This window comes from Streptomyces sp. 3N207 (assembly GCF_052246355.1).
GTDB lineage: Bacteria > Actinomycetota > Actinomycetes > Streptomycetales > Streptomycetaceae > Streptomyces.
In genome coordinates this window covers 1-19,857 of sequence record NZ_JBQQBV010000046.1, presented here as the reverse complement: position 1 = coordinate 19,857, position 19,857 = coordinate 1, and the positions used below count along the sequence as shown (strand labels likewise).

Annotated in this window: 15 protein-coding genes, 1 rRNA gene and 2 pseudogenes; 11 read left to right on the top strand and 7 right to left on the bottom strand. The window is 69.6% G+C overall.

The features are described from left to right. Positions 1-78 (top strand): 5S ribosomal RNA (rrf, locus tag ACTWP9_RS36180); the annotation flags it as partial. 684 nt (positions 79-762) lie between these two features. On the opposite strand, the pseudogene ACTWP9_RS36175 reads toward rrf, so the two are convergent. After that, positions 763-1,766 (bottom strand): annotated as a pseudogene (locus tag ACTWP9_RS36175) (helix-turn-helix domain-containing protein); the annotation flags it as partial. Positions 1,767-1,804: 38 nt separating this feature from the next. Between ACTWP9_RS36175 and ACTWP9_RS36170 the strand changes: the two are divergent. Further along, the gene (locus ACTWP9_RS36170) at positions 1,805-2,437 is read left to right on the top strand and encodes an alpha-ketoglutarate-dependent dioxygenase AlkB (protein WP_443250572.1); all 633 of its coding nucleotides are present in this window, start codon (positions 1,805-1,807) and stop codon (positions 2,435-2,437) included. An 87-nt stretch (positions 2,438-2,524) separates the two neighbouring features. On the opposite strand, the pseudogene ACTWP9_RS36165 reads toward ACTWP9_RS36170, so the two are convergent. Together ACTWP9_RS36165 and ACTWP9_RS36160 are read right to left on the bottom strand one after the other, a co-directional pair. Continuing rightward, positions 2,525-2,748: pseudogene (locus tag ACTWP9_RS36165) on the bottom strand (DUF4129 domain-containing protein); the annotation flags it as partial. Between the two features lie 254 nt (positions 2,749-3,002). Next, the gene (locus ACTWP9_RS36160; RefSeq protein ID WP_443250571.1) at positions 3,003-4,367 is read right to left on the bottom strand and encodes a DUF7847 domain-containing protein; all 1,365 of its coding nucleotides are present in this window, start codon (positions 4,365-4,367) and stop codon (positions 3,003-3,005) included. Between the two features lie 133 nt (positions 4,368-4,500). On the opposite strand from ACTWP9_RS36160, the gene mtnA reads away from it, so the two are divergent. From mtnA to ACTWP9_RS36125, 7 genes are all read left to right on the top strand, one after another. Then, positions 4,501-5,664 carry an S-methyl-5-thioribose-1-phosphate isomerase gene (gene mtnA, locus ACTWP9_RS36155; RefSeq protein ID WP_443250570.1) on the top strand — a complete coding sequence of 388 codons (1,164 nt, stop codon included), beginning with the start codon at positions 4,501-4,503 and terminating at the stop codon, positions 5,662-5,664. Then, positions 5,661-6,338: a two-component system response regulator MtrA gene (gene mtrA / locus ACTWP9_RS36150; RefSeq protein ID WP_443250569.1), complete on the top strand. Its 678-nt coding sequence runs from the start codon at positions 5,661-5,663 to the stop codon at positions 6,336-6,338. Before mtnA ends, mtrA begins: the two co-directional genes overlap by 4 nt. 1 nt (position 6,339) lies before the next feature. Continuing rightward, entirely contained in the window at positions 6,340-8,262 is a 1,923-nt protein-coding gene (mtrB, locus tag ACTWP9_RS36145) for an MtrAB system histidine kinase MtrB (protein WP_443250568.1), read from the top strand. After that, a complete protein-coding gene (locus ACTWP9_RS36140) occupies positions 8,259-10,127 on the top strand; it encodes an LpqB family beta-propeller domain-containing protein (protein ID WP_443250567.1) in 1,869 nt (622 codons plus the stop codon). Before mtrB ends, ACTWP9_RS36140 begins: the two co-directional genes overlap by 4 nt. Before the next feature lie 379 nt (positions 10,128-10,506). Beyond that, the gene (locus ACTWP9_RS36135) at positions 10,507-11,097 is read left to right on the top strand and encodes a ComF family protein (protein ID WP_443250566.1); all 591 of its coding nucleotides are present in this window, start codon (positions 10,507-10,509) and stop codon (positions 11,095-11,097) included. A gap of 305 nt (positions 11,098-11,402) precedes the next feature. Next, on the top strand, positions 11,403-12,104 hold the full coding sequence (hpf, locus tag ACTWP9_RS36130) for a ribosome hibernation-promoting factor, HPF/YfiA family (protein ID WP_443250565.1): 702 nt from the start codon (positions 11,403-11,405) through the stop codon (positions 12,102-12,104). 210 nt (positions 12,105-12,314) lie between these two features. After that, positions 12,315-13,067: a response regulator gene (locus ACTWP9_RS36125; protein WP_433107274.1), complete on the top strand. Its 753-nt coding sequence runs from the start codon at positions 12,315-12,317 to the stop codon at positions 13,065-13,067. Between the two features lie 56 nt (positions 13,068-13,123). Here the strand turns inward: ACTWP9_RS36125 and ACTWP9_RS36120 are convergent, their stop codons facing one another. Together ACTWP9_RS36120 and ACTWP9_RS36115 are read right to left on the bottom strand one after the other, a co-directional pair. After that, complete coding sequence (locus ACTWP9_RS36120) at positions 13,124-14,344, bottom strand: winged helix-turn-helix domain-containing protein (RefSeq protein WP_443250564.1); 1,221 nt, start codon at positions 14,342-14,344, stop codon at positions 13,124-13,126. An 81-nt stretch (positions 14,345-14,425) separates the two neighbouring features. Then, on the bottom strand, positions 14,426-15,013 hold the full coding sequence (locus ACTWP9_RS36115; RefSeq protein ID WP_443250563.1) for a GNAT family N-acetyltransferase: 588 nt from the start codon (positions 15,011-15,013) through the stop codon (positions 14,426-14,428). Between the two features lie 228 nt (positions 15,014-15,241). On the opposite strand from ACTWP9_RS36115, the gene secA reads away from it, so the two are divergent. Then, entirely contained in the window at positions 15,242-18,079 is a 2,838-nt protein-coding gene (secA, locus tag ACTWP9_RS36110) for a preprotein translocase subunit SecA (protein ID WP_443250562.1), read from the top strand. Positions 18,080-18,273: 194 nt separating this feature from the next. Here the strand turns inward: secA and ACTWP9_RS36105 are convergent, their stop codons facing one another. Beyond that, on the bottom strand, positions 18,274-18,747 hold the full coding sequence (locus ACTWP9_RS36105) for an Rv3235 family protein (protein ID WP_443250561.1): 474 nt from the start codon (positions 18,745-18,747) through the stop codon (positions 18,274-18,276). A gap of 285 nt (positions 18,748-19,032) precedes the next feature. On the opposite strand from ACTWP9_RS36105, the gene ACTWP9_RS36100 reads away from it, so the two are divergent. Beyond that, positions 19,033-19,560, top strand: a complete 528-nt coding sequence (locus ACTWP9_RS36100; protein ID WP_443250560.1) for a DUF6912 family protein — start codon at positions 19,033-19,035, stop codon at positions 19,558-19,560. Between the two features lie 83 nt (positions 19,561-19,643). Here ACTWP9_RS36100 and ACTWP9_RS36095 read toward each other — a convergent pair. Then, the coding region (locus tag ACTWP9_RS36095; protein ID WP_443250559.1) for a hypothetical protein at positions 19,644-19,857 on the bottom strand (214 nt) is incomplete at its 5' end.

Here is a 19,857-nt window from a genome sequence, read left to right as displayed (position 1 = left end):
CCGAACCCGGAAGCTAAGCCTTTCAGCGCCGATGGTACTGCATGCGGGAGCGTGTGGGAGAGTAGGACACCGCCGAACTCTTTGTGAGGAAAGCCCCGTTGGCTGACGCCAACGGGGCTTTTCCATGCCTAAATTCTTTCCCAGGCCCTTTCCCGGGCGGGGGAATTCGCTCTGCTCCCCCCCGGCTCTGTTTCACAGACGCCCTGGAGCCTTAAGGGCCAAGTACACATCGGTGGAGAACGGAATGAGGAGAGTGGTGTCGGCTCCGGCCTGTTGGGGGATGGCTGTGGAGCTGGTGAGGACCTTGGTGGATGCGCCGCGTTCGGCGAGGAGGTGGGAGACGGCCTTGCTGCCGTAGGGGTGGCCGCGCGGGGGGTCTAGGGAGCCGGTGTGCTCGTCCGAGCGCAGGGCGGCGACGGCACTCCTGCCTCGGCGAGGATGGCGGCGGCCAGGAGGAGACCGCGGGCTTGGCGTCAGAGGTGACGCGCTGTGGGTGAGGCTGAGGTGGGCCGGGGGGAGAGATGGGAGCCGCGGCTCTTAAACGATTTCTTCGCTGGTGGTCGGCGCTGGGGAGGTGAGAGCGGCGGGGAGAGCGGGGGTGCAGCGCAGGAGGGCGTTGTCGTTATCGCGGAGGAGTGTGTAGCCAACCTGGTCGGCTGGGCGGCCGGCATAGGTGACCTAGTGCCGTATCAGGCAACGTTCGCCTGTTGACCACTGCGCGTAGCCGTTCGTCGGTGGCGTGCTTTTCCGCCAGATGATCTAGCGGCGGATCATGCTGCCTTGTTCCTTGTGGCTGGGGTGGTCGGTGCCGTCCAGCGCGAAGTAGCGCAGGGCGGTGAGCTGAGCCTCGATGCGGGTCAGCCATGAACTGTTGGTCGGCGTGTCGGCGAACTCGACGTTGTTGGCCCCAGTCGCCGACCCGAGTGTCCTTCTTCGTGGTCAGGTGCGGGGAGGAGTTGTCGAGCACGATCGCGGTCCTGATCTCGGGCGGGTAGAGGCTGCGCAGGTAGCGGCAGAACTGAAGGAACCTCGTGCGGTTCTTCTGCGAACAGGTGGCGGACCCCGTGCGGGCGGGTGTAGGTCGCCCCCTGCGGGGTCGGGGGGTTCCGGTGGGGGTCCTTGTGCTTACCGCGGCGCTCGGCCCATTGCCGCCCGGGGTGGGGCTGGAGCTTGAGCGGGTCGAACTCGTCAGTGCGGAAAGCGACTTCGGGTTCGTCGTCCTCGGGTATGACCTCGCCGTCGGCGATGGCGTAGAGGTGCTCGACGCGTGCCTTCTTGGCGGCGTAGTCGGGGTCGCGGGAGGTCTTCCAGGTCTATGCGTTGAAGGACACGCCCTCCTCGCAGAGCAGGACTCGCAAGCCCTCGTGGCTGAAGTCGTCGACTACCCCCTCGGCGACCAGGAAGTCGGCGAGCTTGGCCAGGCTCCAGGTCGAGAACGGCAGGTCGTGCTCGGCCGGCCTGGACTTGGCGATCTTCTTGATCTTGCGGCGCTCGGGCAGGGTGAAGGTCATGGGCCGGCCTCCCTTGTACTTCGGGTAGAGCGAGTCGAAGCCGTCGGCGTTGAAGTTATGGATCACATCCCGGACCCGGTCCGGGCTGGTGAAGGTCCCCTCGGCGATCTTCGCCACCGGCATGCCCTGCGCGGACAGCAGCGCCATCTGGGCCCGCCGCCAGGTCACCACCGACCCCGTACCTCTGCGGATGATCCGCAACAGGCCCTGCCCCTCGTCGTCATCGATCTCGCGGACGCGTACTCGTTCCGCCACCCGCACAGCGTGAGGGAAGGACTGGCTACTCTGCGGGCATGTCTGAGACTTCCGGTCAACTCCCCTTCGACAGCGATGTCACCTCCCTCTCAGAACCGTCCACTTCGGTGCCGGGACTGCACTACACCGCCGGTTGGATCAGTCCGGAGGCCCAAGACACCCTGCTCTCTGACATCGACACCGAGCCGTGGTCGACACAGCTGAAGCGGCGCGTACAGCACTACGGCCATCGATACGACTACGGACGCCGCAGCGTGGCCGCACCCTCGCAGACTGCCGTGCCACCGCTTCCGACTTGGGCACGGCAAGCGGCCACCCGCCTGGTCAGCGAGGGGCTGATGGACCGGGAAGCGGATCAAGTGATCATCAATGAATACCAGCCGGGGCAGGGCATCAGCGCCCATATCGACAGCCTGCCGCACTTCGGCCCGGTCGTCACGGCGCTCTCCCTAGGCTCTAACTGCCACATGGACTTCACCAATCCCGAGGATGGCTCGAAGCTGGCGGTGCCTCTCGCACCGGGCAGCCTGCTCGTCATGACCGGTCCAGCGCGGTACACATGGCGCCATGCCATTGCGGCGCGCAAGAGTGACCCTGGCCCAACAGGTCGCGTCCCGCGTGGGCGGCGGGTGTCGATAACTTTCCGCACACTCATCCATCCCAGCCGGTAACTGACGACGAGCAACAGCCCAGGCACCATGCCCAACACAGGCCGTTCAGGGCGAACCTTGCCTGATACGGCACTAGTCGAAGGTGAGGGCGGCGCGTAGTTGGTCGGCGTGGGCGGGAAGGTGTTGCCTGCCTCGGCGGCGGCTTCGTCGGCAGTGTGGCCCGGCCGAGGGCCGAGCAGTGCACGCTCTTCGAGGGAGCGGACGATGGCGCGCATCCGTTTCTGGAGGGCTGTGCTCCAGTGGCCGGCCGCTGCGTGGGACTTGGCGGCGGGCCGATGGTCGGCTGTGCTGCGCGGCCGATCGGTGGAGAGGGGGGACGGAGCCTGTGGTCGGCACAGGGCGGAGTTTGCCCAGGGTGAGGCGGAGGGCGACGAGAGGGAGGACACAGAGGAGCGCGATGGTGGTGAGGCCACCCAGCCGCCTGGTGTGGCTTCGGCTGCAGTGGTGAGCAGATCGCCGATGCGGTGCCGCAGTCAGTCGAGGGCGCGCTGGAGCAGGTTGGGGCCGTGCTCGTGGTACTCAGGCCGGGACAGCTCGCGTTCGGCGTATCCCCCCCGGCATGACGTCAGCTTTCCGGAGCGGGCGGCTCGGGATCCTGGCGCTCGAAGCCGGGGACGCCCGCGGCGCGGGCCAGCTCGAGGTCGAGCGCCTCGCGGCGGATGCGCTGGTCGAGGTAGAGGAGGGCGGTGATGCCCGCGCTGAGGGGGAGGGAGACGGTCGAGGCGAGAACGGAGCCGATGCCGCTGATGACGAGGGAGGTCCAGCGGGTGGCGGCAGCCGGGTCCGTGAGGGTGTCTCCGCCGCTGACGAGTGCGGAGATGGCGGTGGTCGGCAACGAGACCACCAAGGAGATGACGAAGACGAGGAGGAGGGTGAGGAGCTGTATCCCCAGGATGCGCCACCAGTTGCCGCGTACCAGCTTGGCTGAGCGGCGCATGGAGGCGATGAGGCCCTGCTTCTCCAGCATCAGGGCCGGGGGTGCGAGGCAGAAGCGGACCCAGACCCAGGCGGCAGCGGCTATTCCGCCGAGCAGGCCGAGGAAGAGGAGGGAGACCGCCAGGCCGGCCGGGCCCGCGAATGCGGTGAGGATGCCGGGAAGCAGGCAGCCGAGGAGGACGAGGGCGACCAGGAGGGGAATGAGGACCAGCAGGCCGAGCAGGCGCAGCAGCTGAGGGCGGGCGTCCCGCCATGCATCGCCGAGAGTGACCTGGCGGCCGAGGACCGCGCGGCTGACGACCACGGTCAGCATGGCGGTGGCGATCACGGTGCCGAGCATGCCGACGACGCCGGGCACGCTGACGCTGCCGAGGGTGCTGGTGAGGGCGTTGTTGAGGTCCTGGAGGCTGGGGTTGTCGTTGTCGGCGAGGGCTTCGAGTTCGCTGGTGTCGCCGAACCAGAGGCGCATGGTGATGACCGAGACGAGTTCGGTGAGGACGGCGACGACCAGGGAGATGCCCAGCGCGGTGCGCCAGTGGGCGCGCATAGCCCTGACGGAGCCGTCCAGGATCTCGCCGATGCCCAGGGGCCTGAGCGGGATGACGCCGGGCTTCGCGGCCAGCGGAGGCTGGGCCCAGCCGGCGCTGTTCCAGCCGGGGTTGGGGCCGGCACCGGGCGGTGGGGTGGCACCCCATCCGCCTGCCTGGTTCGAGGGCCGGGCGGGGTGCTGCCTGGGGACAGGGCCTCGGCCCTTGCGCCGGCCTCGGTCATCGCACTGGTCGCCCCAGGTCCAGCCCTGAGGGGCGGCGGGGGGCTGGTCGGCGGCCCACTTGCTGGGGCGGGGGCTGTCGTCTGTTGCGGGGCGGGGTGCTGCCTCGGAGGAAGTGCGCTCCGTGTCGTCGCCGGGGGTGCCGTCGTCCTCTTCGGGGTTGCCGGAGGGACGGGGGTCGGGCGAAGCGGATCCGGGCGAAGCCCAGCCCGGGGAGTCGTTCACTTGAGGTCACCTCGTGGTGGGTAGTCCCGTGCCTGCTGGGTTGCCCATCGTGCCACGGGGCTGTGCGGGTGCGGCCGGGCGGGAGCGGGCGACGCCCTTCATCGGGCCTGCGCCGAGCGGGCAGACTGGACGGATGGCTGATGAGTGTGTGCCCGTGATCCGTTACGAGGAGTTGCCGGAGGGGCCCGTCGTCGTGCTCCTCGACCAGACTCGGCTGCCGGCGGAGGAGGCGGAGCTGGTGTGCACCGATGTGCCGGCGCTGGTGGACGCGATCCGGTCGCTGGCGGTGCGGGGTGCGCCGGTTCTGGGCCTAGCCGGGGGATACGGGGTCGCGTTGGCGGCGGCGCGTGGGTTCGATGTGGCGGATGCCGCGGAGCAGCTGGCGCATGCGCGGCCGACGGCGGTGAATCTTGCGTACGGGGCGCGGCGGGTGGAGGCCGCGTACCGGGAGGCGGTCCGGGAGGGGGAAGGTGAGGCGGCCGCCGCTGCTCGGGCGCTGGCGGAGGCGCGGGCGCTGCACCGGGAGGATGCCGAGGCGAGCGACCGGATAGCCGAGTACGGGCGTGCGCTGCTGGCAGAGTTGGTGCCCGGCGGCGGGCTGCGGGTCCTGACGCACTGCAACACCGGGAGGCTGGTCTCGGGTGGGGACGGCACGGCGCTGGCCGTCGTCAAGGCGGTGCACCGTGCCGGTGAGCTGCGGCGGCTGTGGGTGGGGGAGACGAGGCCGCTGTTGCAGGGGGCACGGCTGACGGCGTACGAGGCGGCAGAGGCCGGGATGGCCTACAGCGTGCTGGCGGACAGTGCCGCGGGGTCGCTGTTCGCGGCCGGTGAGGTGGATGCGGTGTTGGTGGGGGCCGACCGGATCGCGGCGGACGGGTCGGTCGCGAACAAGGTCGGGACGTATTCGCTGGCGGTGCTGGCCGGGCATCACGGGGTGCCGTTCGTGGTGGTGGCTCCGGTGACGACGATCGACCTGGACACGGAGTCGGGCAGCGGCATCGAGGTGGAGCAGCGGGCGGCGCACGAGGTGACCGAGGGGCCATGGGCGAGACCGATGGGTCCTGGGACCGGCCCTGGGCCGACCTTCGGAGAGGATCCGGGAGTGGGTCCGGCGCTGGTTCCGGTGGGGGCGCAAGCCTACAATCCTGCGTTCGATGTGACGCCGTCTGCGCTGGTCACGGCCGTGGTGACGGATGAGGGGGTGGCCTCTCCCGTGACACCCGGCAGTATCGCGGAGCTGTGTTACACATCACGTAGGAGGGCGGCACGATCGGCTAATGGGATGATGAAGGCATGAAGGGACGCGTCCTTGTCGTCGATGACGACACCGCACTGGCAGAGATGCTCGGCATTGTTCTGCGCGGAGAAGGTTTTGAACCGTCGTTCGTCGCGGACGGCGACAAGGCGCTTGCCGCCTTCCGGGAGACCAAGCCTGACCTGGTGCTGCTCGACCTGATGCTGCCGGGGAGGGACGGTATCGAGGTGTGCCGCCTGATCCGGGCGGAGTCCGGGGTGCCGGTGGTCATGCTCACCGCCAAGAGCGACACGGTCGATGTGGTGGTCGGGCTGGAGTCGGGGGCCGACGACTACATCGTCAAGCCGTTCAAGCCGAAGGAGCTGGTGGCACGGATCAGGGCGCGGCTGCGCCGTTCCGAGGAGCCGACGCCGGAGCAGCTGGCCATCGGCGATCTGGTGATCGATGTGGCCGGGCACTCGGTGAAGCGGGAGGGGCAGTCCATAGCGCTGACCCCGCTCGAGTTCGATCTTCTGGTGGCGCTGGCGCGTAAGCCGTGGCAGGTCTTCACGCGCGAGGTGCTGCTGGAGCAGGTGTGGGGGTACCGGCACGCGGCGGACACCCGGCTGGTCAACGTCCATGTGCAGCGGCTGCGCTCCAAGGTCGAGAAGGATCCGGAGCGGCCGGAGATCGTGGTGACCGTGCGCGGCGTGGGATACAAGGCCGGGCCCAGCTGAGATGACCCGTAACACCGCACCGCACCGCACGGGTGGGGGGCGAGGCGCTGGTCGCGAGTCCGATATATCCAAATTCGGGCGTTTGTGGCGAAGTGGTGTCCTCTTCTCCGACGGTCTCCTCCCCGAGGGCGCGACCGGTCCCGGCGCGCGCCCCATGGTGCGCTTTTTCGTGCGGTGGGTGCGCAGGCCGTTGCTGCCGGTGATGCGGCTGTGGCGGCGGAACATCCAGCTCCGGGTTGTCGTGGCCACGCTGCTGCTCTCGCTCGGTGTCGTGCTGCTGCTGGGGCTCGTCGTCATCGTGCAGGTCCGCAACGGTCTGCTGGAGGCCAAGGAGCAGACAGCGCAGAGCCAGGCATCGGGCGGCTTCGCCGCAGCCGAACGGATGGCCGACAGCGCGGGCAGCGGCCCCAGCGGCGAGGACAGCATCCGCGGCAGCAGAAGTGCTCAGAACTCCGGCACCTGGCTGAACAACCTGGTCGAGCAGCTCGCCAGCGGCGGGCAAGGCGTCTACTCGGTGGTGGCGCTCGGCTCCGACAACAACGAGTCGCCGTTCCTCGGCAACAGCAGCCTCACCACCCGCGGCCCGCGCTCCTCCGGCGACATCCGCCCCGAGGAGAGCATCCCCAAGGACCTGCGGAAGGCCCTCGACGACGAGCCGGGGCCGCACCGCCGCTACGCGCGCGTCTACCGGCAGGACCACAGCAGCGACCCGGCACTGATCGTCGGCAAGCGCCTCAACGACGCACGCGGCAATCCCTTCCAGCTCTACTACGTCTTCCCCTTCGCCCAGGAGGAGGAGTCGCTGAGCCTGGTCAAGGGCACGCTGGCGACCGCAGGGGTGTTCGTCGTGGTGCTGCTGGGCGCGATCGCGTGGCTGGTGGTGCGGCAGGTGGTGACGCCCGTACGGATGGCCGCCGGGATCTCCGAGCGGCTGGCGGCCGGCCGGCTCCAGGAGCGGATGAAGGTCACCGGCGAGGACGACATCGCCCGTTTGGGGGAAGCCTTCAATAAAATGGCGCAGAATCTCCAGGTCAAGATCCAGCAGCTGGAGGAGCTGTCCCGGATGCAGCGCCGCTTCGTCTCGGACGTCTCGCACGAGCTGCGGACGCCGCTGACGACGGTGCGGATGGCGGCCGACGTCATCCATGAGGCGCGCGAGGACTTCGATCCGGCGACCGCACGCTCGGCCGAACTGCTGCTCGGGCAGCTCGACCGGTTCGAGTCCCTGCTGGCCGACCTGCTGGAGATCAGCCGGTTCGACGCGGGCGCTGCCAATCTGGAGGCGAGCGCCGTCGACCTGCGCGATGTGGTGCACCGGGTCGTCGAGGGCTGTGAGCCGCTCGCCGAGCGCAAGGGCGGAAGGATTCTCGTACGGGGTGACGAGCAGCCCGTGATCGCGGAGGTGGACGGGCGCAGGATCGAGCGGGTGCTCCGCAACCTGGTCGACAACGCCGTCGAGCATGGTGAGGGCGCTGACGTCGTGGTGCGGCTGGCGACCGGCGGCGGTGCGGTGGCGGTGGCCGTACGGGACTACGGCGTCGGCCTCAAGGAGGGCGAGGCGGAGCGCGTCTTCAACCGCTTCTGGCGTGCCGACCCGGCGCGGGCCCGGACGACGGGCGGCACGGGGCTGGGGCTGTCGATCGCGCTGGAAGACGCCCGGCTGCACGGCGGGTGGCTGCGGGCCTGGGGTGCGCAGGGGGACGGTTCGCAGTTCCTGCTCGTACTGCCCTGTACGGCCGGGGAGCCGCTGCGTGGCTCGCCGCTGCGGCTGGAGCCCGAGGATTCGCGCCGAAAGCGGGAGCGGGCACGCGAACGGGAGCGGACGGCCGCGCCGGCGGGCGCTTCACCGGTGGCGACGGGCGGGGCCACCGGAGGCGTGCGGGACGACGAGCGAGTGGGACGGTCCGGAGGGGAGCGGGGATGAGCGCCGCCCAGGGGCGCACGAAATGTGGGGGAGGCGCGCTGCGACGGCAGCGCGCGCTGGTCATCCTCGCCGCGTGCGGGACACTGCTGGCCGGGTGTGCGTCGATGCCGGACGGCGGCAAGGTCAAACATGTCAGCTCCTCGCACCACGCCGACGGCGACTCCCAGGTGCGCGTCTACAGCGTCAGCCCACAGAAGGGTGAGGCGCCGGCGCAGATCGTGCGGGGCTTCCTGGAGGCGACGACCAGCGACGAGGCCACTTTTCCCACCGCGCGCGAATATCTGACCCGCAGTCTGGCCCGCCGCTGGGACCCGTTCGCGTCGACGACCGTCCTCTCGGAGGGGCCGAGTGCGGCGAAGGCACCCCGGCGCATCAGTCCACCCACGGATGACGGCTACTCCGTGGAGGTCTCCGGGGCCCGGATGGCCGAGGTGGACAGCAAGCATGCCTATTCGCCCTCCAAGGGCGACTACAGCGAGGTCTTTCATCTGACCAAGGTGGACGGGGAGTGGCGGATCGACGAGATGCCGGACGGCCTCGTGCTCGGCGAGTCCGACTTTCAGCGCATCTACCGTCCCATCAACACCTACTACTACGCGCAGCTCGGCCCGGATGCGGATTCGATCACGGATGGTCAGAACGTGCTCGTGGCCGATCCGGTCTATCTGCGTCGTCGTATCGACCCGGTCACCAAGACGGTCTCCGCGCTGTTGCAGGGGCCGTCCGGATGGATCGACCGCGTGGTCAACTCCTCGTTCCCCCGCGGGACCCGCCTGGCGCCCGGACAGCACCTCTCGGTGGACGACTCGGGAGTCCTGCGCGTACGGCTCAACGCCCGGGGGGCCACGGCCGGGGGCAAGCAGTGCGTGCGGATGGCCGCGCAGGTGCTGTACACGGTGCAGGACCAGGCGTCGGCGAAGGTCGGCAAGGTGGAACTGGTGGGGCCGAAGAACCGCGAGCTGTGCGCACAGACGCGGGAACAAGTCGCCGCATACCAGCCGGGGCGCCTCAACGGCAGTGCGAAGAAGGCGTACTTCGTCGACGAGAACCACCGGGTCGCCGCCGTCCAGCGTAAGAACGAGTCGCCGCACCCGGTCGAAGGTCCGCTGGGCAGCGGGCAGGTGGAGATGGGCGCCGTAGCGGTGAACCGGATCGAGAACGAGGGGGCCGCCGTCTCGCGCGGGCGGCGCGGGCTCTACGTCGCCTCACTGGAGGGAAGCAGCGCGGCCACCACGCACGATGACCCGGTGCTCACCAGCAAGGCCAAGAACGAGAACGACCGGTTGACGGCGCCCAGCTGGGACGGGCTCGGTGATCTGTGGGTGGCCGACCGCGACCCGGACAACCCCCGGCTGCTGCGGCTGCGCAGCGGCAAGGAGCGGCCCGACGAGGTACGCGTACCGGACCTGGACAAGGGGGAGCGCATCGAGTCGCTGCGGATCTCCTCCGACGGGGTACGGATCGCGCTGCGCGTACGTGAACGCAACGGGCAGGCATCGCTCCAGCTCGGCCGAGTGGTGCGCGGGGGTACGACGAAGAAGCCCCGCGTGACGGTGGAGCAACTCCGCCCCGTGGCACCCCAGCTGGTGGATGTCTCGGCGGCGTCGTGGGCGGGCGGCAGCCGGCTCGTGGTGGTGGGGCGCGAGTCCGGGAGCGTGCAGCAATTGCAGTACATGGAGACCGACGGCTCGGTCTCGGACCAGCCGACCCTCCCGGGGATCACCGACGTGACGGGGGTCGCCGCCTCCGAGGACGAGAGCAAGCCGCTGCTCGCCGACTCCGAGGACGGCATCGTACGGCTGCCTCCCGACGCGAACTGGAAGATGCTGACCGAGAACGGCTCGGCTCCCGCCTACCCGGGCTGAGGCGCTGAGCCCTTGAGTTGCTGAGCGGAGCCGCTGAGCCGCGCTGAGCGGAGTCGTTGCGTGGTCCGGGCTGATGCGCGAGCCGCTGACCTGCGGTAATTCCCTCTCGCGGCATGGCTGTTCGGGCTGGGAGCGACGTCGCTCCGGAAGTTATCCACAGGGGTGGTGGCGCCGCTCCCCGGATGCCAGAGTGGGGGTCATGCCGAAGTCCTGGCAGGGACTTCGGCGGGAAATCGCAGGTCTGGTGCTGCCCATGGGGTGTGCCGGTTGCGGTCGTCCGCGCGAGCGGGACCGCTTGTGCGACGAGTGCAGCAGCGTGCTGAATGGCGCGGTGCCGCGGCGGGTTTGGCCCTCGCGCGTACCGTCCGGACTGCCTCGGGTGTACGGAGCGCTCACGTACACCGCCGAGACCCGAGCCGCGCTGCTCGCTCACAAGGAGCGCGGTGCCCTTGGGCTTGCCGCGTTGCTGGGACCGGTGCTCGCCCGCGCCGTCCTGATGGCCTCGCACGCGCCGGAGACCTCAGCGCCTGCCTCCGTGCCCACCGCCCCCGCTCGGCGCGGGCCGCCCTCCCGGGACGGCGGCCCGTCCCCACGGCGCCGGATGCCGGTCACGCTCGTGCCGGTGCCTTCCGCGCGCCGGGCAGTCGCGGGGCGGGGGCACGACCCGGTACGGCGCATGGCGCAGGAGGCCGCGCGGACGCTCAGGGGGGAGGGCATGGCCGTACGGGTGCTGCCCGTGCTGCGCCAACGACGGAGGGTCGTCGACCAGTCGGGGCTGACGGCGGCACAGCGGACCGCGAATCTTGCCGGAGCCCTGGAGATGGTGCCAGGCGGCGAACGGCTGCTGGGTGCGGGCCGGGTCGTGCTGGTGGACGATGTAATGACAACAGGTGTGTCGCTCACCGAGGCGGCGCGGGCGTTGGGAGGAGGGGCCGCGGCCGCGGTGCTGGCGGTGCGCTCGGACGGGTGACCAGGGGAAACTGAATGTTGCCCCGGGTGACCGCGGTGGAACTATCGGATCGAGGACATCGTTGCAGGTGATACCAGGGATGAGTCCCCTGATCGGAGGTACGTGCCGGTAGGGGGTGCCGAGGATCCCCCGCTGGAGGTACGTTCGGATTGGGTGGCGATCTCCCCTCTGGGGGAGAAGGAGGTGAAACTCGCAAGCCGACCTCGAGCCGGAGAGCCAACGGCGGGAGGGCCGAGCCTCCGGCGTCAGTGCACCAAGGACGGTTCTGCACCGAGATGTGGGACTGTCCGGGAACGGAGTTCTGCGTGGACATCGTCGTCAAGGGCCGAAAGACAGAGGTGCCCGACCGGTTCCGCAAGCACGTGGCCGAGAAGCTGGAGAAGGTTCATAAGCTCGACGGAAAGGTGATCAACCTAGAGGTCGAGGTGGCCAAGGAACACAACCCCCGGCAGGCCGACCGTTCCGACAGGGTGGAGATCACCCTGCGTACGCGTGGACCGGTCATTCGTGCGGAGGCCGCGGCCTCCGACCCGTACGCGGCGCTCGATCTGGCCACCAACAGGCTGGAGGCCCGGCTGCGCAAGCAGGCGGACAAGCGTCGCGTCCACCGTGGCGGGAGCCGCACACCGATGAGTGTGGCGGCGGCAACCGCCCACCTCGCGTCGGAACTCAACGGAGAACTCGACGCGGCTGCCGGATCGGTGGCCGCTCCCCCGGAGGCCGACGGCCACGTTGTGGTCACCAGGATGGGACCGCTGGAGGTGCAGGGCGAGGGGCCGCTCGTCGTCCGGGAGAAGACGCACGCGGCGGCACCCATGACGCTGGACCAGGCGCTCTACGAGATGGAGTTGGTAGGCCACGACTTCTATCTGTTCGTCGACTCCGAGACCAAGCAGCCCAGTGTCGTCTACCGGCGGCACGGCTACGACTACGGCGTGATTCATCTGGAGCCGGACCCGTTCGTCCAGGAGCCGCCGCCCGGAGCGGGCGGGGCGCTGGGTGGCTGACGCCGAACGGCGGCAGACCGGCACAGCCCATTACGGGCAGCCCAGCACGGGCCTGGCACAGCCCTGTGCGCCACCGGCTTGATGTTCGCGCCCCTGGCCGGATCCGCGGGACCCGGCCAGGGGCGTCGGCATGAGTAACATCAAGACCCACGCCAACCGCCTTTGGCCGTAGCGGGGTTGGTGGGAGACCAGGGTGCAGGGGGAGGAACGATGGTGGACAGCTTCGGGCCCGTGATGCCCATGCCCGACGCACACCCGGGCCCGGGGGCGGAGGAGGAGCCGCTGGAGCGGGAGCGGCGCAAGGAGCCGATCCGGGTGCTGGTCGTCGACGACCACGCGCTGTTCCGGCGTGGGCTGGAGATCGTCCTGGCGCAGGAGGAGGACATCCAGGTCGTCGGGGAGGCGGCAGACGGGGCCGAGGCGGTGGACAAGGCGGCGGACCTGCTGCCGGACATCGTGCTGATGGATGTGCGGATGCCCAAGCGGGGCGGGATCGAGGCGTGCACCTCCATCAAGGAGGTGGCGCCCAGCGCGAAGATCATCATGCTGACGATCAGCGATGAGGAGGCCGATCTCTACGACGCCATCAAGGCGGGTGCCACCGGCTATCTGCTCAAGGAGATCTCCACGGATGAGGTCTCCACGGCGATCCGGGCGGTGGCCGACGGTCAGTCGCAGATCAGCCCGTCCATGGCGGCGAAGCTGCTCACGGAGTTCAAGTCCATGATCCAGCGCACCGACGAGAGCAAGCTGGTGCCCGCGCCCAAGCTCACCGACCGGGAGCTGGAGGTGCTCAAGCTGGTGGCCACGGGGATGAACAACCGGGACATCGCCAAAGAGCTGTTCATCAGCGAGAACACCGTGAAGAACCACGTACGCAACATCCTGGAGAAGCTGCAGCTCCACTCCCGGATGGAAGCGGTGGTCTATGCGATGCGGGAGAAGATCCTCGAAATCCGCTGAGGCGCTGCTGGAGGGGCCTGGGGCGGGCCTGGGCGATCTGCCGGCGTCGGCGTGTTTCAGAGCCCCAGTGCGTCCAGAGCGGTCCGGAGAGGGGGACGCAGCTCTTCGGGGGCGCAGCGTTCCACCCGTACCGCGTCGCAGCCCACCCAGGCGGCGGCCTCGCCCAGTGCCTGCGCCATCGGCTCCACGGCCTTCGGGCTCTGCAGCGAGAGCTGGCGGGCGACGAGGGTGGTGCCCTCGCGGGCCGGGTCCACGCGGCCGACGAGCTTGCCGCCGGCGAGCAGGGGCATCGCGAAGTAGCCGTGCACCCGCTTCGGCTTGGGGACGTACGCCTCCAGGCGGTGTGTGAAGCCGAAGAGGCGCTCGGTGCGGGGGCGGTCCCAGATGAGGGAGTCGAAGGGGGAGAGCAGCGTGGTGCGGTGCCGCCCGCGCGGGGTGCTCTCCAGGGCCGCCGGGTCGGCCCAGCCGGGGCGGGACCAGCCCTGTACCTGAACGGGGACCAGGCCGGTGTCCGCCAGTACAGAGTCCACCTGCTCGCCTTTGAGCCGGTGGTAGTCGGCCAGGTCGGCACGGGTGGCGACGCCGAGCGCGGCGCCCGCCTGGGCCACCAGGCGGCGCAGGCACTCGCGGTCGTCAAGGTCGTCGTGGAGCAGCGCTTCGGGGACGGCGCGCTCGGCCAGGTCGTAGACGCGCTTCCAGCCGCGCCGCTCGGTGACGACGACCTCGCCGACATCCAGCAGCCATTCCACCGCGATCTTGCTCTCGGACCAGTCCCACCACTCGCCCCCGTTACGGCCGCCGCCCAGGCCCGCTGTGGTCAGCGGCCCCTCGGCCTTGAGCCGGTCGCGGACGGCGGCGCAGGAGCCCTCGCGATCCTTCATCTGGTGCCAGCGGTGGCCCCGGTCGCGGAAGGCGCGGCGGCGGAAGGCGAAGTGCGGCCACTCCTCGATGGGCAGCACACAGGCGGCGTGCGACCAGTACTCGAAGGTGTGCGACCCCGACCAGTAGGCCGACTCCGCCGCCTGCCGTCCCACCGGACCCAGCCGGGCGTAGGGCACCAGTTCGTGCGACCGGGCCAGCACCGAGATCGTGTCCAGCTGCACGGCGCCCAGCCGCCGCAGCATTCCGCGCACTCCCGCCCGCCGGTCCGGGGCGCCCAGCAGCCCCTGGGCCCGCAGCACGATCCGTCGGGCCTCGTCGGCGGAGAGGGAGACCTGCGGAGCTGGTGCGGTTGCGGCGCCGGGCGGAACAGCGGTGGTGGACAGGCCAGTCGTCATGCGGCCCACCATAAATGCGGCCACTGACAACGCACTTGCCGCTTCCCACGGGAGCCCGCTGCTCCGTCCCGTCGGAGCCCGCTATTCGCGAGGCGACGGCAGGTAGGGCGTCTCCAGTCCGTATCCCCAGTCCGAGGGGAGCAGTGCGGCGATGCGGGCGTCGCGGCGTGTTCCCCTGTGCACGATGCGTGCCCGCTGTACGCCTTCCTCCACGAAGCCGAGCCGCTGGGCGACAGCGCGTGACCCCTCGTTCTCGACCTGGGCGATCCACTCCAGACGTTCCACGCCCAGCGAGGTGAAGGCCCACTCGACGACCGCCCGCCCGGCCTCTGCCGTGTAGCCCTTGCGCCGGTGGCCGCGGGCTGTCCAGAAGCCCAGTTCGGCCTGGCGTTCCGTGGTGCGCAGCTGCGCGAGCCGGACCAGGCCCATGGAGCCCGCAAGCTCGCCGTGGTGAGTGAAGACGCCGAAGTTGTACATCGTGTCGTCCCGCCAGCCGGCCGGGCTCGCACCCCGGACGAAGTCTTCGGCATCCTTGAGTGTGTAGGGCTCAGGTACTGGCACGAAGCGCTGAATGTCCGGATCGTCGCACGCGGTGGCGACAGCTGCCTCGTCGCGCTCCTCGAAGGGGCGCAGGACCAGCCGCTCGGTGTGCAGTGTGATGGGCTCCATAACCTGATTGTGCCGTCGGGCTGTCCGGCACCTTCCGGGGCTCCGGCACGTTGGGGGTACAGGGGCAGTCGTCCCTCGCATACGATGGCCGGTGCGGTATTGGCCCTCGGCAAGGAGAGGACCTCGGTGATCTTCGCCGAAATCGGTGATCTTCGCCGGTATCCGCACCGACCATCCGCACTGACCGTGCAGACCGTGCCAGGCCCGACCGGCAAGGAGCCACCCTAAGTGTCCGTCTTCGGCAAGCTCATGCGTGCAGGTGAAGGGAAGATCCTGCGCAAGCTGGACCGCATCGCGCGGCAGGTGAATTCCATCGAAGAGGACTTCGTCGACCTGTCGGACGCCGAGCTGCGGGCACTCACGGACGAGTACAAGGAGCGGTACGCCGAGGGCGAAAGCCTCGACGACCTGATGCCGGAAGCGTTCGCGACCGTCCGTGAGGCTGCCAAGCGGGTGCTGGGCGAGCGGCACTACGACGTGCAGCTGATGGGTGGCGGTGCGCTGCACCTCGGTTACGTCGCCGAGATGAAGACCGGTGAGGGCAAGACGCTGGTCGGCACGCTGCCCGCGTATCTGAACGCGCTGTCGGGCGACGGTGTGCACATCATCACGGTCAACGACTACCTGGCGCAGCGTGACTCCGAGTGGATGGGCCGGGTGCACCGCTTCCTCGGGCTGACCGTCGGCTGCATCATCGCCAACATGTCCCCCGCTGAGCGCCGCGAGCAGTACGCGTGCGACATCACCTACGGCACGAACAACGAGTTCGGATTCGACTACCTGCGCGACAACATGGCGTGGTCGAAGGACGAACTGGTGCAGCGGGGCCACAACTTCGCCATCGTCGACGAGGTCGACTCCATCCTCATCGACGAGGCCCGTACGCCGCTGATCATCTCCGGACCCGCCGACCAGGCCACGAAGTGGTACAGCGACTTCGCGAAGCTCGTCAAGCGCCTGGAGAAGGGCGAGCCCGGCGATCCGCGCACCCAGAAGCCGGAGACGGGCGACTACGAGATCGACGAGAAGAAGCGCACGGTCGCCATCCACGAGTCCGGCGTCGCCAAGGTCGAGGACTGGCTGGGCATCGACAACCTCTACGAGTCGGTCAACACCCCGCTGGTCGGTTACCTCAACAACGCGATCAAGGCCAAGGAGCTCTACAAGAACGACAAGGACTACGTCGTCCTCGACGGCGAAGTCATGATCGTCGACGAGCACACCGGCCGTATCCTCGCCGGCCGCCGCTACAACGAGGGCATGCACCAGGCGATCGAGGCGAAGGAGGGGGTGGAGATCAAGGACGAGAACCAGACGCTCGCCACGATCACCCTCCAGAACTTCTTCCGCCTCTACAAGACTCTTTCGGGTATGACCGGTACGGCGATGACCGAGGCCGCCGAGTTCCACCAGATCTACAAGCTCGGCGTCGTCCCCATCCCGACCAACCGGCCGCTGGCCCGTATGGACCAGGCCGACCTGATCTACCGCACCGAGGTCGCCAAGTTCGACGCGGTCGTCGACGACATCGTGGAGAAGCACGAGATCGGCCAGCCGATCCTGGTCGGCACGACCTCGGTCGAGAAGTCCGAGTACCTCTCCAAGCAGCTCACCAAGCGCGGTGTCCCGCACCAGGTGCTCAATGCGAAGAACCACGAGCGTGAGGCGCTGATCGTCGCCGAGGCGGGCCGTAAGGGCGCCGTCACGGTCGCCACGAACATGGCCGGTCGTGGTACCGACATCAAGCTCGGCGGCAACGCCGAGGGCATGGCGGAGAACGAGCTGCGCGAGCGCGGCCTCGACCCGAACGAGCACCCGGAGGAGTGGGCGGCCGCGCTGCCCGCCGCGCTGGAGAAGGCCGAGAAGTCGGTGAAGACCGCCGTCGACGAGGTCAAGGAGCTGGGCGGCCTCTATGTGCTGGGCACCGAGCGCCACGAGTCGCGCCGGATCGACAACCAGCTGCGCGGCCGTTCCGGTAGGCAGGGCGACCCGGGCGAGTCCCGCTTCTATCTGTCGCTGGGCGACGACCTGATGCGGCTGTTCAAGGCGCAGATGGTGGAGCGCGTGATGGCGATGGCGAACGTGCCGGACGACGTCCCGATCGAGAACAAGATGGTGACCCGCGCCATCGCCTCCGCGCAGTCCCAGGTCGAGCAGCAGAACTTCGAGATCCGGAAGAACGTCCTCAAGTACGACGAGGTGCTCAACCGGCAGCGCGAGGTCATCTACGGCGAGCGCCGCCGTGTCCTGGAGGGCGAGGACCTGCACGAGCAGGTTCGGCACTTCATGGACGACACGATCGAGGCGTACGTCCAGGCCGAGACCGTCGAGGGCTTCGCCGAGGAATGGGACCTGGAGCGGCTGTGGAGCGCCTTCAAGCAGCTCTACCCGGTGCAGGTGCCCATCGAGGAACTGGAGGAGGCCGCGGGTGACCGCGAGGGCCTGACCGCCGACTTCATCATCGAGGCCATCAAGGACGACATCCACGAGCAGTACGACGCGCGGGAGAAGGAGCTGGGCTCCGAGATCATGCGCGAGCTGGAGCGGCGCGTGGTGCTGTCGGTGCTCGACCGCAAGTGGCGTGAGCACCTGTACGAGATGGACTACCTCCAGGAGGGCATCGGCCTGCGAGCGATGGCCCAGAAGGACCCGCTGGTCGAGTACCAGCGGGAGGGCTACGACATGTTCCAGGCCATGATGGACGGCATCAAGGAGGAGTCCGTCGGCTATCTGTTCAACCTGGAGGTCCAGGTCGAGCAGCAGGTCGAGGAGGTCCCGGTCGAGGAGGCGGCGCCGGCGCCGTCCCTGGAGAAGGAGGGCCCGCGCGACGCCGTACCGGCCGGCGCGGCTCCGGCCATCCATGCCAAGGGGCTGGACCAGCCGCAGCGTCCCGACCGCCTGCACTTCTCGGCGCCCACCGCGGAGGGGGGCGTGGTCGAGCGCGACCTCGACACCTCGGACACCGGCGCCCCGGCGGACGACAGCGGCCCGGTCCGCTCGCCTGCCGACGGCCTCACCCGCGCGGAGCGGCGGAAGGCCCAGAAGGGGCGTAAGAAGCGGAAGTAGCCGCGAAGCGTGAGGGCCGGGCACTTGGTGCCCGGCCCTTTGTGCTGGCAAGAGGGTGCCCCTTTCTGTCAGTCGCAGGCCGCGGATCGTCGTGGCTTGTGGGGGCACCTCCCGGCCGAAGTCCCCCAGCCTCCGGCCGGGAGGTACCCCCAGGGGAGCCGTTGCCCGCGCCCCTTTCGGGGCGCGTCACCGCATCAGGGGGTGACGTCCAGCTCGATGGCTGTGCAGCGCCAGCGGTTGTCGGGGCACCACTCCAGGCGGAAGGCCATGGCGCGCTGGTGGGCGCCGGTGGCGATGCGGGCGAAGGCTTCGATGACGCCGTCGCGGGGCTGGGTGCCGCGCGCTTCCAGTACGGCGGGTGCCGTGCGGTCGGTGCCGCGGGGGCGGAGCGGGGCCAAGGGAGCGAGGGCGGACAGCCGGTCGTACGCCGGGCCCCTGGCGTATGCGAGCAGCGTGTGGACCGGGCACTGGCCGCTCAGTACCAGCAGCAGGCGGTGGGCGAACCAGAACGGGGGCCGACGCTCGCGGGCACGGTGCGCCGCGGCGCGCAAGGCTGCGTCGGCGGGACGGCGGCTGTCCCGCCGGGCCGGCGGCCGGGACGGTGCCGTGCGCGGGGTGCGCCTGCGCGGTTGGCGTCCGGATGCCGACTCGGAGACGGATGTCGTCATGGGCTCCCCCGTGATGGTGTGCCGGGCCCGGCGGACTGATACCGGGCGGTAACTGGCTGGACGGCAATGGTTGTAGCGGCGGAGCGCGGCGCACCGCAATGAGCCGGGGTGGGTGGGGGAGGGGGCCGGGGAAGTTCCCCTATCTGGTGGGGGAGGCCGCTGCGCGTTGACCTCGCACCAGCTCTACCTGCGGGTTTACGGGGCCGTTGGGGAGGGCGACGCGGACGCCCTGCCCGTATGCTGACGGGGCATACGGTCCCCGGCGATACACGAAAGCGGCAGCCCATGCGTGTCTATGTCCCTCTGACCCTGCCCGCACTGAGCGAGGCTCACGGTGCGGGTGAGCTGGGGCCGGCGCCCGTCGAGGCGTACGCGGTCACCCCCGGGCTGCTCGCGTGGTGGGGCTCTCAGGACGAGGAAGAGCTGGAGTACGCGGCGCTCCGGCAGGCGGCGGGCGCCTCACTGCGGCTGCTGGCCGACCAGTTCGAGGCCGCGCGGCGCCGGGTGGTCGTGGTGGCGGAGGCCGCTGAGGCAACCGTCACCGTGGCCGAGGAGACGGGCGGCGAACGGGACGACGAAGGGGACGACGAGGGCGCCGTCGGCCGGGTGCGGCTGACCGCCGCCGTCCCGTTGACCAAGGCAGCGGCCGTCCATCTCGACGCGGAGGACGCGGTCGACGACGTGACGGCGGCGCTCGGCGCGCTGTCCGCCGCACTGAGCGGTGACGAGAAGGCGCAGCAGGTCGTGGACCGCGCCGACGACCACGAACTGCTGTGGTTCGCGACTCAGGAGATCCCGGCATTGATCGGCTGATAAGCGGCTGACCTGCGGCTTTCCCCGTAGCTGCGGCTGTCGGGCGGCCGGAGACGGGTGTCGCGTTGAGTTCCTAACGGACGTCAAGCCCGTTGTGGTGTTCTTCGGGCGGCATTCGTAGGCTGGTTTGCAGACGAGCCGGCTGCCGGAGCGCTGAGCGACTCCTGATTGCGTCGGCTCGTCGTGTTTGCCTTGAGGCGTTGGCTGCGCCTGCGGATCAGTGTCTTGGCGCGGTCGGTCTTGTCGATCTTGTATTGGGTGGCGCAGATGGCACGGCCTTCGGCTTCGCTGATCTCG

Bases quoted from the DNA above. Each gene is read 5' to 3' on its own strand.
- ACTWP9_RS36170 (WP_443250572.1), top strand. From the start codon at position 1,805: ATGTCTGAGACTTCCGGTCAACTCCCCTTCGACAGCGATGTCACCTCC.
- mtnA (WP_443250570.1), top strand. From the start codon at position 4,501: ATGGCTGATGAGTGTGTGCCCGTGATCCGTTACGAGGAGTTGCCGGAG.
- mtrA (WP_443250569.1), top strand. From the start codon at position 5,661: ATGAAGGGACGCGTCCTTGTCGTCGATGACGACACCGCACTGGCAGAG.
- mtrB (WP_443250568.1), top strand. From the start codon at position 6,340: ATGACCCGTAACACCGCACCGCACCGCACGGGTGGGGGGCGAGGCGCT.
- ACTWP9_RS36140 (WP_443250567.1), top strand. From the start codon at position 8,259: ATGAGCGCCGCCCAGGGGCGCACGAAATGTGGGGGAGGCGCGCTGCGA.
- ACTWP9_RS36125 (WP_433107274.1), top strand. From the start codon at position 12,315: ATGGTGGACAGCTTCGGGCCCGTGATGCCCATGCCCGACGCACACCCG.
- ACTWP9_RS36120 (WP_443250564.1), bottom strand. From the start codon at position 14,344: ATGACGACTGGCCTGTCCACCACCGCTGTTCCGCCCGGCGCCGCAACC.
- ACTWP9_RS36115 (WP_443250563.1), bottom strand. From the start codon at position 15,013: ATGGAGCCCATCACACTGCACACCGAGCGGCTGGTCCTGCGCCCCTTC.
- ACTWP9_RS36105 (WP_443250561.1), bottom strand. From the start codon at position 18,747: ATGACGACATCCGTCTCCGAGTCGGCATCCGGACGCCAACCGCGCAGG.
- ACTWP9_RS36100 (WP_443250560.1), top strand. From the start codon at position 19,033: ATGCGTGTCTATGTCCCTCTGACCCTGCCCGCACTGAGCGAGGCTCAC.